The organism is Clostridium isatidis (assembly GCF_002285495.1).
GTDB lineage: Bacteria > Bacillota > Clostridia > Clostridiales > Clostridiaceae > Clostridium > Clostridium isatidis.
On record NZ_CP016786.1, the window covers coordinates 663,679 to 676,868 of the forward strand.

General features: G+C 25.8%; 9 protein-coding genes. 7 read left to right on the forward strand and 2 right to left on the reverse strand.

The genetic code is table 11. The annotated features are described in order from the left end of the window. Nucleotides 1-35 precede the first annotated feature (35 nt). The gene (locus tag BEN51_RS03165; RefSeq protein WP_119864645.1) at nt 36-758 is read right to left on the reverse strand and encodes a type 1 glutamine amidotransferase; all 723 of its coding nucleotides are present in this window, start codon (nt 756-758) and stop codon (nt 36-38) included. 15 nt (nt 759-773) lie between these two features. Beyond that, nucleotides 774-2,132: a Mur ligase family protein gene (locus tag BEN51_RS03170; RefSeq protein WP_119866561.1), complete on the reverse strand. Its 1,359-nt coding sequence runs from the start codon at nt 2,130-2,132 to the stop codon at nt 774-776. Between the two features lie 289 nt (nt 2,133-2,421). Between BEN51_RS03170 and BEN51_RS03175 the strand changes: the two genes are divergently transcribed. The 7 genes from BEN51_RS03175 (at nt 2,422) to BEN51_RS03205 (ending at nt 13,132) form a co-directional block, all read left to right on the forward strand. Next, on the forward strand, nt 2,422-4,338 hold the full coding sequence (locus BEN51_RS03175) for a sensor histidine kinase (protein WP_119864646.1): 1,917 nt from the start codon (nt 2,422-2,424) through the stop codon (nt 4,336-4,338). Between the two features lie 12 nt (nt 4,339-4,350). Beyond that, nucleotides 4,351-6,372, forward strand: coding sequence for a sensor histidine kinase (locus tag BEN51_RS03180; RefSeq protein ID WP_119864647.1), 2,022 nt, complete (start codon nt 4,351-4,353; stop codon nt 6,370-6,372). Nucleotides 6,373-6,433: 61 nt separating this feature from the next. Then, on the forward strand, nt 6,434-6,988 hold the full coding sequence (locus BEN51_RS03185; protein WP_119864648.1) for a TspO/MBR family protein: 555 nt from the start codon (nt 6,434-6,436) through the stop codon (nt 6,986-6,988). A 79-nt stretch (nt 6,989-7,067) separates the two neighbouring features. Continuing rightward, entirely contained in the window at nt 7,068-7,739 is a 672-nt protein-coding gene (locus tag BEN51_RS03190; RefSeq protein ID WP_119864649.1) for a manganese catalase family protein, read from the forward strand. A gap of 144 nt (nt 7,740-7,883) precedes the next feature. Then, nucleotides 7,884-10,064 (forward strand): type IA DNA topoisomerase, encoded by a 2,181-nt coding sequence (locus BEN51_RS03195; protein ID WP_119864650.1) that lies wholly within the window; start codon nt 7,884-7,886, stop codon nt 10,062-10,064. Between the two features lie 96 nt (nt 10,065-10,160). Beyond that, nucleotides 10,161-11,789 (forward strand): IS1182 family transposase, encoded by a 1,629-nt coding sequence (locus BEN51_RS03200; protein ID WP_119864227.1) that lies wholly within the window; start codon nt 10,161-10,163, stop codon nt 11,787-11,789. 311 nt (nt 11,790-12,100) lie between these two features. Further along, the gene (locus BEN51_RS03205; RefSeq protein ID WP_119864651.1) at nt 12,101-13,132 is read left to right on the forward strand and encodes an ABC transporter substrate-binding protein; all 1,032 of its coding nucleotides are present in this window, start codon (nt 12,101-12,103) and stop codon (nt 13,130-13,132) included. Nucleotides 13,133-13,190: the final 58 nt, after the last annotated feature.

Consider the following 13,190-nt stretch of genomic DNA (forward strand, 5'->3'; position numbering starts at 1 on the left):
TCTAATAATTTCTATCTAATTTAATAGTAAGAATTTTATTTCGAAAGTCTTTTTATCATAACTTCTTTAGCTTTATATTCTATTGTATCATCAATATTTTCAAGAGAAATCTCTTCTCCGTATTTATTTGAAAGAGCAATAGTTAAAAATCTATCTGCTAATTCTGGATTTTTTGAAAGTAATGAATGGAAATATGTGCAATATGTATTTTTATATATACAACCTTCATATTTATCTTCGCCATTATTTCCATATCCATATATACACTTACCTAGGGGTTTTAAACCATTAGTATATGTTCTTCCTGAATGATTTTCAAAACCTACATAAGTTTCATCAAAATCTTCATTATAAATGATAGTATCACCTATAAAACGGGTATCTCCCCCTTCAGTATAAATATCTAGAACACCAAGCCCATCAATTTTTTCGCCATTTGGAGCAGTATAGTATTTTCCTAAGAGCTGATAACCTCCACATATAGCAATTAGTACCTTTTCATTTTCTATATATTTAATTAAATCTTCTTTTTTTGTAGTGTTTAAATCTGATGAGACAATGGATTGTTCGAAGTCTTGCCCACCGCCAAAAAATAATATATCAATATTATCTATATCAAGTTTATCATTTATTGAAGAATTAATAATATTAACTTTTATTCCTCTTTTTTCAGCCCTATATTTAAGTATTAATATGTTGCCAAGGTCACCATAAACATTAAGCAGATCAGGATATAGATGACATATATTTAATTCCATTTTTAAGCCTCCCATCTACCATAAATTCTTAATATATCCTTGTGAATGTAGGTATTTTCTATAGTTAATCATAGCAGTATATGTTGCCAACACATAAATTTTATTATTAGGACTAGTTTTAAGTTTTTCTGTTAGTTTTTCAAAAGTTTCTTCAATAATAAAATTATCTGTTTTTAATCCAGCAATTTTAAGTCTTACTGCCATATCATAAGCCCTTATACCTGAGATTAAAATTGCATCCATATTAAGATTCTTTAATTTTTCAAAGTCTACATCCCAAATCCAAGATATATCAGTTCCATCAGCATAATTATCATTAAGTAAAAATGCAGCATCAAAGGAAGCTTTATTTAAACAAAGGGTGTCCAAGGCTTGATTGTATCCAGCTGGATTTTTTACAAGGATTATTCTTACTTCCTTATTTTCAATATTTATTGTTTCTTGTCTTCCAAAGCTGGAGCTTTGATTTTCAAGGGATTTTTTAATATACTCATCATTAATATTTAACTCCTTAGCAATTGAATAAGCACATAGAGCATTGTAAATATTATAAGTTCCAGATTGGCTAATGGTCACATCTAGATCATTAAGTCTAACACTGGAGCTATCTGGAGATAAATCATATATTTTATTTATTGCATATTTTAAATCAGCTCTTTTAAATCCACAATTTGGACAATAAAAATCACCTAAATGATTGTAGGTTATATGATTATACTTATAAGGAGTTTTACAAAATTTGCAGAATTTTGCATCTGCATTAATGTCTATTATATTATTTTCATTTATTTTTGTATTAAACCCATAATAGACAGTATTATTCTTTACATCTAATTTACCTAATAAAGATTCATCACCATTTAAGACTAAAGTTGTATCAGGTGATAATTCTATTCCTTCTAGAATTTTAGATAAGGTTGTGTAAACTTCACCATATCTATCAAGCTGATCTCTAAATAAATTCGTAACAGTTATTATCTCAGGAGATAAGCATGCTGTTATATATTTTACATTAGCTTCGTCTACTTCAATAACAGCATAGTAATCTTTTTTCTTACTGAAAAATTTATAGTTATCAATGAAAGTTGTTACTATTCCAGGAAATAAATTTGCTCCAGTATTATTTGTAATAACTTTCTTACCGCTTGTTTTGATAATATTATAGATCATATTAGTTGTTGTTGTTTTACCATTTGTCCCAGTAACTAAAATAATTTTATATCCTTTGGATACTTTACTTAGTATATTTTTATCTATTTTTAAGGCTACTTTTCCGGGGAAAGTAGTACCTCCTTTTAATAAAGTTTTCGTTAAAAAGATTGTTATTTTTGAAGCTAATATACTGATAAGTGCTTTTATATTAATTTTCTTCACCACCTTATATATATCTAGTATTATGACAAATATTACAAAAAAATAAACAACAAAAAGATTTTTTCAATATGAATAGTATATCATAAGTTTAAATACTTACAAATAAGCATATAATAAGAATTTATTAAAAAAAAATAATAAAAGCAAATAAAATTACAATTGAAAGGGGATAAAATTACAAATGAACGAAAAATATAAAAAAATAGAAAATTTTAAGAATTAATATGTTCACTTATATAAGGAAATGATGTAAAATTATGTACGAAAAGTATGATAAAGGGGTTATGTTGTGAATTATAGTAATTTTAGAGAGAAAATATATTATACTGATAAAAAAGAACTAATTACTTACATAATTTTTAGTTCCTTTTTTCTTTTAGCATATTATTTTAGTATGAAAAATTTAGAAGTAATATTTTTTAATATTCTATTTGATTTACTTAAGTTATTTTTATTAACTTGTTCAGTAGTAGCATTTATTTTGTCATGTCACTTGAAAGCTTTAACAAAACTACAAGTTTATTTTATTGTACAAGTGTTTTTTTTAACTATTTGCATAATATTAATATTACTATTTCATACTCAATTTCAAAATATTAAAAATATACTTAGGGTTATTGTATATGCTGGAGATTATAAAATAGTTAATTTGTATTATGCAATTCATTTTTATTTTATAGAAAAATATAGAAGAATTTTAAATAATAATAATATTTACTTAGAAACAGGTGTAGCCTTTTTGGGGTTATGCTTATTTTTAATAATTAAAACGATGGTTGGTGCAAGACTAATAGCAATATTTGCAAATATTATAGCAATAATATTAATTTATGGAGCTTATAAATATACCAATTTATCTATAGCTTCATTTAAAAAGGGTATAGATATTTTTGATTTTAATTTAGTTATTTTTACTATAAAAGTTATCTTTACTTTAATTAATTATTTTATAGATATTAATATATTTGTGTCATCATTAAGCATGTTACAATATGCAGTGTTTATATCTAGTGTGCTTTTAGTAATAACACATATAGTTGAAAATAATTATAGTTTTGTTTTTAAAGAAATAGAAACAAATAAAAAGAAGTTAGAAGAAATAAATAATGAAATAATTAAGAATAATATAAAATTACAAGAAAAATATGAAAGATTAAACGAAAAACACAGATTTTTTAAAGAATTTATTCAGAGATTATCTAACCCTATTGTTGTAATAAATAAAAATTTTAGAATATTTTATTGTAATGATAGTTTTTTAAGTATAACTAATAATAAAGTTTTAAAAAATGTTATCAATAAGAGAATAGAAAATTATTTGCAGTTTGACTATAGTATATACGAAGCTGTAAAAAAAAATAAAAAAATTATAATTACAAATATTGAAAAAGCTAATAAAAAATATGAGGCGCAATTAATTTATACAGAAGATGAGGAATTTAATTATATAATTTCACTAAATGATTTAACTGAAGAGCTAATGCTTATAGCTATGCAAGAAGAATTAAAATCTATACAATCTAAGGAGTTGATTAGAAGTAATTTTTTATCTAATATTTCTCATGATATAAAAGTTCCGGTAAATATAATACATTCAGCGACTCAATTAGAAAATGTTTTTGTTAATAAAAAAGATATTGATTCTATTAAAAAGTATAATTCAATCAGTAAGAAAAATTGTCTTACATTATCTGAGTTAACTAACAATTTAATAGATATTAGTAAAATAGATACAGAAAATTTAGAAGCAAATTTGGAAGCAGATAACATTGTAGAATTTATAGAGGACTATTTACTAAATATTTCAGATTACTTAAAAAACAATGGTATTGATTTAGTATTTGATACTAATGAAGAAGAAGTAATTATCAATTTCGATAAGGAGATGATGAAAAGAATTCTTCTAAACTTAGTATCTAACTCCTTAAAATTTACTAATAAAGGTGGATGTATATTTATTAATATTAAGAGCAATGAAGATAGTGTAATTATTGAATTTAAGGATAATGGAATTGGAATGAGTGAAGATTTTATATCTAAGGCTTTTAGTAAATATACTATGGAAAATAGAAAAGAAACTAAGCATGGGGGGTATGGAATTGGATTATATGTAATATATAATCTTGTTAAGGCTCAAAAGGGTGATATTGAGTTGAAAAGTACTATGGGTAAGGGATCCGCTTTTATTATTAGGTTAAATAAATGAAAGGTGAATTAAATGATAAATTACAAATATGTATATAGAAATAATGGTATAACTATTTGGGTTTTTATTCCGATAATATTGGTGTTATCTGTGATAAATTTTGCTTTTGAAATGAGTATAGGATATAAGTTTATTGAAAGAATAATATGTTTAGTTATTTCTATTTTAATGTGTATTAGCATTAAAGTTAAAAATAGAAATAAAGTCATACTATTTTTGAAAAATTTAGGATCTGGATATTTATATATAGCTATATTAAGATTTATAGAACTAAAATATATTTGGAATAAAACTGCTTTTGAAATCAATATGAATTTTAATCAATTTATTACATACTTAGAATTACTTAATGTTCTATTATGTATGTTAGTTAGTTGTAATAAAATTTCTGAAAAAATAAAACAGTTTTTATTAGCGATAACCGTATTAATTTTGGGTTTTATTTTATTTTTTCCTAATAATAAAATAATTTTTGTTTTTGATGATAAAATTTCACAAATATTAATATATCAGGGTATATTATTTATATTATTTGCTTTGATAATATACATGTACAAGAAAAATTCAATAAATAATGATTATAGATGGATTATTTATTTTAGTTCATTTATTTTACTAAGTAATATATTATTAATTTTATCCATTTATATAGGAGAGGAATTTCTATTCTGGTCAGGTATTTTTAAAATATCTGCATATTTTATTGCTTATGATAAACTAGAGGATACATTGTTATTAAGCAATTTTTTAAAAGCTTATAATAGTTTAGAAAAATCTAAAAAGAAGGAAATAGAGCTTTATAAGGAACTTAGAAAAAGAGAAAAAGCTTTGAGAGAAATTAACACTTTATTAGAAAAAAGTGAAAATATGTATTATGATTTAGTACAGTATTTTTCTGATGAACTATTAGTTTTTGAAAATGATATTTTAATTTCTGCTAAGTACTTATCTGAAAATAAAAATTTAGTAAATAATTTAATAAATTATAATAAAGAAGAAAATGAATACCTAAAACTGAATTTTAAAAACATATTATTTGAAAGATATAATATAAATTATGAGGATATAAATCAGTTAGATAATTTTAATCAATATACTGAAATTGTAACAAGTTCTGGAGAAGTAAAGCAAATAAAAATTGATTTAATAGAAATGAATGAAATAAAAAAAGTTTTAGTTATTAATGATGTTACTAATATTTTAAAGATAAGAGATGAGATTATAAAGTTGGAAATAAAAATTAAATATGAAAATATGAAAGATGAATTTTATTCGAATATTTCTCATGAATTAAGGACACCAATAAATGTTATTTATTCAGCTCTTCAATTAAAGGATTTATATATTAATAAAGTTGATTTTGAGAAAATTGCTTCTTACAATAAAATAATAAAACAAAATTGCTTAAGACTTGTTAGGACGATAGATAATTTTATTGATAGTAATAAATTATCTGAAAATAAGCTTCATTTTAATAATAAAATATATAATATAGTTGAAATAATAGAAAATGTAATATTGTCAAGTGATTATTATATGAAATTAAAAAATGTTAAAATTACTTTTGATCCTAAAGAAGAAGAAATATTTTTATTATGTGATAAAAGTCATATAGAAAGAATAATGCTCAATATATTATCTAATTCTTTAAAATATGGAAAATATGATGGCAATATTTATGTAACTATAATGATAGAAAATAATAAAAACATTAAAATTGAAGTAATAAATGATGCTGAAGCAATACCTGAAGACAAATTAAAAGATATATTTGAAAAATTTACAAAGTTAAATAATACTTTAAGCAGGCCAACAGAAGGAAGTGGCCTTGGATTATTTTTGACAAGGGGATTAGTAGAACTTCACAATGGAGAAATATATATAGAAACTGGTGAGAAAGAAGGAAATACTTTTAGAATAATTTTACCTTATGATTCGAAAATAAAAGATAATAAATTATTGTTAGATAAAAATTTTGAAATAAATGATTTAAAAGAAAAAGTAGATATTGAATTTTCAGATATATATTTTTAAAACATAATAATTTAAAAAATTGCATACAATAATTTGTAAATATTATTGTAGGGGATTTTTTATGAGTATAAAAAATAAAAAAGCAGAGCGCAAAGTTAAGACAGTTGATAGAAAAGCAATAGAGTTTTTAAGAGTTGATAATAAAATTCATTTTATTAACTTAATAGTAAATCTTTTAGTACCTTTATTAGGGGCTATAATAACTATATACTTTAATATAAACTCTATTTCAATTTATGAAGATTTGAAGAAACCATTTTTAAGTCCATCTCCACTAATAACATTAATAATTTGGACAAGTTTATACATAATACTAGGAATTGCAGCTTACAGATTTTATACAAAGAATGAGAATAAAAAACTAAATAGTAATGGCTACTTTTTTTATTTGCTACAATTATTTTGCTATTTTGGTTGGAAATTTCTATTCATTACTTTTAGACTTTATGGACTTTCATTTATATTGCTTATAGTTATAGTGATAATATCTATAATCACAAGTTTAAAGTTCTTTAGAATTGATAAAAAATCGGCTTTTTTAATTTTACCTTATATAATGTGGCTTATATATTCTGCTGTAATAAACTATTTTATTTGGTTTTACAATGAAATGTAACAAAAAGAATTTATTTTATAAATAATTTTTTATTATTTGGAGACCATAATTTTGAAACAAAAATTATGGAGGAATAAATATGTTTGAACATAAGAAGCAGCTTTTATATGAAGTAAAAATAGAAAAGCCCAATCCACAATATGCAATGTTGTTGCAGGAACAATTAGGTGGCGCAAATGGAGAATTAAAAGCAGCTATGCAGTATTTAAGCCAAAGTTTTAGAATAAAGGACCAAGAAATAAAAGATTTGTTTCTAGATATTGCAGCAGAAGAACTTAGCCATATGGAAATTATATCAACAACAATTAATTTATTAAATGGTCATGATTTAGATTATAAAGGCGTTGGAGTTGGGCAAATTGAAGCACATGTTTTAGGAGGACTATCTCCGCTTTTAATGAATTCATCAGGACATCCTTGGACGGCAGACTATATTAATTGTACTGGAGACTTGGTAGCAGATTTACTTTCAAATATTGCGGCAGAACAAAGAGCTAAGGTTGTATATGAATATTTATATCGTCAAATTGAAGATAAAGAGGTTAGAAAAACAATAGATTTTTTATTAAATAGAGAAGAAGCACATAATGCTTTGTTTAGAGAAGCATTAAATAAAATTCAGGATACAGGATCTAATAGGGATTTTGGTGTTACAGAAGATTCTAAATTGTATTTTAATTTGTCAAATCCAGGTCCTAATCATAAGGCTCCAAACCCGACAGCACCATCTTTTGAAAATACAAGAAGATAAAGTTTTAAAGAAAGTAGATAAATATTATCTACTTTCTTTTTATGTGACAAATATTAATTTTATATTATAATATTAAATAGTTCTTTTTGTAAAAGAAGATTTCGTATATAACGAATATATTAATAAGATAAGTAGGAGAAAAAAATGAAAAAGGTTATTATTGCTGAAAAACCCTCTGTGGCCAAAAATATTGCAGATGCTTATAACATTAAAAATAGAAAAGATGGATATTTTGAAGGAGAGGAATATTTAGTTACATGGGCCTTTGGTCATTTGCTTCAGCTTTTTGATGCTAAAGATTATGATGAAAGCATGACAAGTTGGAAGATGGAGAAATTTCCATTCATACCTGATAAATTTAATTATAAAATTAAAAATGATGGATTTAATAGAAATTCAATTGATAAGGGTGCCGCTAAGCAAATCAATATTATTAAAAACTTAGTAAATAGAGAAGATGTAGATGGAATAATATCAGCAACTGACTATGATAGAGAAGGACAGATTATTGCAGATGAATTATTTATATATTTAAATGTAAAAAAGCCAATATATAGACTGTTGCTTAATGAATGGACTGAAGAAGAAGTAAAAAAAGGAATGGAAAATTTAAAGCCAAACAAAGAAATGAAGCCTTTACAAGATGCTGGGATGGGAAGGCAGTTAGCGGATTGGATTATAGGAATTAATTTAACTTCTGTTGCGACATTAAGATATGGGAGTAGTACAAAGGAAAGAAAAACATTAAATATAGGAAGAGTTTTGCTACCGACATTAAAAATTATTTATGATAGAGATAAAGAAATTGAAAATTTCATAGCAAGTTCATATTATAAATTAACAGCAAAATTTAAATCCAAAGATAATGTTGAGTTTGATAGTATTTATTACGAAAAAAGTAGTGAAAAATTTGAAGATAAAAGTTATCTAGATAGAATAAGTAAGCTTTTATCAAATAAAAGTGGCATAGTTGTAGATAAGGAAATAGAAAAAAAGAAAGAGTATCCTCAACCTTTATTTAATTTATCTAATTTACAGGGTTATATAACAAGTAAATATAAAGGATGGACATCAGATAAGGTTCTTAAGGTAGCTCAGAGTCTTTATGAAAAGAAATTTATTACTTATCCAAGAACAGCTAGTGTTGTTCTTGAAGAAAGTTTAGAAGGCAGGGCTAGAAAAGTATTAGATAATCTAAAAAAGGGCCTTAGATATGAAAAAGAAATTAAGTTTGTAAAAAGCAAAAGGATTTTTGATAATTCAAAGGTGGAAAGCCATAGTGCAATTATTCCGACATATATAACGCCCAATAATCTCACTACTGATGAAGAAAAGGTATATACTGCAATTAAAAATAGATTTATAATGCAGTTTATGCCTGTTGCAGAATTTGAAGAAACTAAAATTACGATTAAGATTAATGATGAAAATATACTAGGTGAGTTTGTTGCAAAAGGTAAAGTGGAGATTGTTAAAGGTTGGAGAGTTGTAGAGAAAATCGAAACTAAAGATACTTTACTACCGTTAATGGAAAAGGGAGATATTTTAGATATTACAGATTATAAGGTTAATAAGGTAACAAAGAAACCTCCCAAACATCATACAGAAAAAACCTTATTAAGATTAATGGAAACTTGCGGGAAAAATTATAAGGAAGATAAGGAAGAGGATGAAACCAATACTGATGAGATGATGCAGGAAATTCTAAGTGGATTTAGCATAGGAACACCTGCAACAAGAGCAGAAATTATAAAAAAACTTAAGGATGTAGGTTATATTAAAGCAAAAGGAAAAAGTCTGATAGCTACAGAATTAGGTAGAACTATTGTTGAGATTTTTCCAGTTAAAGAACTTTTAGATTTACAATATACAGGTAAACTAGAAAAAACATTAGCGGATATAGAAAAGGGTAAATTTAAAAAGGAGGATTTTTTAAACTTCATAATTGAATTTACTAAGGCTTCTGTAAATAAGATTAAAAGTGATGATTCAATGCTTAATAAATTTAAAGTTGAAATGCCTGAGGGAGCAGAAGAATTAGGAAAATGTCCTATATGTGGTAATTCAGTTATAGAAGGTATAAAAGCTTATGGCTGTATTAATTGGAAGAATGGGTGTAAGTTTTCAATATGGAAAGATGATAAATTCATAACTTCTTTAGGTAAAAAAGTAACTAAAGAGATGGTAAAATTGTTGTTAAAGAATGGAAAAGTAGGCTTTAGAAATATAAAAAGCAAAAAAGGAACAAAATATTCTGCATATTTTAGATATATTAAAGATGACGAAACGGGATATTTTAAGTGGAAAATGGAATTTATTAATTAAGGGGCTGTCGCACTAATAATTAGTGCACAGTCCCTTTTTGTGCAAAAAAATAAATCCTAGACTCCATGAGTTTAGGATTTATGATAAAATATTTTTATGCACAAAGAAAATATTTTACAAAAGAATTATACATTAAACCAAAAGTTTTATCAATTAAAACTTCCATTAAATATTGATTACATGATACCGGTTAATGATTCAGTGCGATTACTAAGTCAATTTGTAGAGGAGATGGATTTAACAGATTTATATTCGACTTATTCCAAGATAAAGGAAAATCAAGTATCGCCAAGAAAAATGCTGAAAATCATGACTTATGGATATATGAATAAGATTTATTCGTCTCGAGATATTGAAAAGGCATGCCGTAGAGACATTAATTTTATGTTTTTGCTTGAGGGAGCATCCGCTCCGGATCATGCAACATTTGCAAGATTTAGAAGTCTTCATTTTGCTCCATGTTCTGAAAGGATCTTAGCTGAAACAGCTAAATTTCTTTATAAAATTGGTGAGATATCAGGAGATGCTATCTTTATTGATGGCACAAAAATAGAAGCTTATGCAAATAAATATACTTTTGTCTGGAAAAAGGCAGTTACAAAAAACATGGCAAAATTGCTAATTAAAGTGGCCGACCTTGTTAAAGAGTGCGAAGAACTTTATGATATTAAGTTAATCTATAAAAATGAAGTTCAAATGAAACATGTAAAAAAGCTTAGAAAAAAGCTTTATGCACTAAAGAAATCAGAAGGAATAGAATTCGTTCACGGATGTGGGAAAAGAAAAACTGCATTGCAACGATCAATAGAAAAACTTGAAGAATATCTTTCAAAGTTTAAAGAATATACTCAAAAAGTGTACACTTGCGGAGATAGAAACAGTTACTCAAAAACTGATGTTGATGCTACATTTATGAGGATGAAAGAAGATGCTATGAAAAACGGTCAACTTAAGCCAGCTTATAATGTGCAGCATGGTGTAGATTCAGAATATATTACATGGCTTACAGTTGGACCACAACCAACGGATACAACTACGCTAATACCTTTCTTGAAAAGCATGGAAGAAAACTTAAAATTTAAATACTTAAAAATAGTTGCAGATGCTGGATATGAAAGTGAGGAGAACTATTCATTTATTGAAGAAAATAATCAAATAGCATTTATTAAGCCATCTAATTATGAAATATCAAAAACAAGAAAATATAAAAATGATATCGGTAAAATAGAAAACATGGATTACAATGAAGAAAAAGATTTCTACATATGCCGAAATGGTAAGCAGTTAAAGGCTGAAAATATAAAAATTAGAAAATCTAAAACAGGATATGAAAGTGAAAAGACAATTTATGTTTGTGAAGATTGCAATGATTGCACTTACAAGAGTAGTTGCATCAAAGGGAATAATTGTAAAACTCCTTTGGAAGAAAGAGTAAAAAGATTTGAAACATCAAAAAAGTTTAATCGCCAAAGAAAGTCTGATTTAGAAAGAATTCTAAGCGAAGAAGGTTGCTTGCTTAGAATGAACAGAAGTATTCAAGCAGAAGGTTCTTTTGCACAAATAAAACAAGACATGAATTTCAGAAGATTTATGTGTCGTGGGCAAAAGAATGTATTAGCAGAAAGTATACTTCTTGCAATGGCACACAATATAAATAAATTACATAGTAAAATACAAGCGGGCCGCACTGGTAAGCACTTATTTGAATTGAAGAAAGCCTCATAAGTTAAATTTTAAAAAAGCTTTTTTTCTGAGGCTTATTGAAGTGCGCCTATTTTTAGTTGATTTACATGCAAATAAAAATAACACCTAAAAAGTTAATTTATAGAATAGAAAAAGGAGCTATCGCTAACGGATTTTAATCCACTAATGCGACAGCTCCTTTTTTATACATAAAATTTCTTCAAAAATTAATTATTGGTAATAATATGATATTTTTCAATAAAAAATCTTAAATTATAACAATAATTAAAATAAATTCATACTATAAATAATAAAAGTATTTAATATTAGGTAATTTTACCAAGGAGGTTGAAATGAAAAATAAAATAATTAAAAGGCTTATAGCATCTGTATTAACTATTTTTTCGATAGGGCTTCTTTCAGGGTGTTCTGGTAAAAAAGAAAATACTGAAAACGAAACAGTAAAAATTAGATTGAATGAAGTTGTTAGATCAGTTTTTTACGCACCAATGTATATTGCTATTAATGAAGGTTTATTTTTAGAAGAAGGTATTGAGATAGAATTATCAACTGGCCAAGGAGCAGATAAAACGATGCAGCAACTATTAAGTGGAAATGCAGATATTGGCTTCTCAGGTCCAGAACAAGTAATATATATATATAATCAGGGACGAGAAGATTATCCTGTAGTATTTGCTCAATTAACCCAAACTGATGGATCCTTTATAGTTGGAAGAGAGGAAAATCCAGATTTTGAATGGGAAGACTTAAGAGGAGCTGAAATAATAGGAGCAAGACCAGGAGGAATGCCTCAAATGGTTTTTGAATATGTTTTAAGAAATCATGGCTTAGATCCAAGAACAGATGTATCACTGGTTACTAATATAGATTTTACAGCTACTTCTGGAGCATTTAAATCTGGAACCGGAGAATATGTAAATTTATTTGAACCAACTGCATCAATGCTTGAAAAAGAAGGAAGCGGAAAAATATTAGCATCTATAGGAAAAGCTGCTGGAGATATACCATATACTGCTTTTTATACAACTAAATCATATATGGAAGAAAATCCAGAACTAGTACAAAGGTTTACAAATGCAATTTATAAAGGTCAATTGTGGTTTGAAAGTCATTCAGCAGAAGAAATTGCTGATTCAATAATTTCATTTTTCCCTGGAACTGATAGAGATATTATTATATCAGTTGTTAAAAACTATAAAGAAATAGACGCTTTAGCTAAAGTACCAACTATTGAGGAAGAAGATTTAAATAGGCTTATGGATATTATTCAAGAATATGATGGTGAGCTAATAAAGGAAAGGCCACCTTATGAAAAAATAGTAAATAATGAATTTGCTGAAAAAGCTATAGAAGCAGCAAAATAATTAATTTTCTAGCTTCAAAAAATTGAAGCTAGAAAAATATATTTAAGGGGGAAAGGAG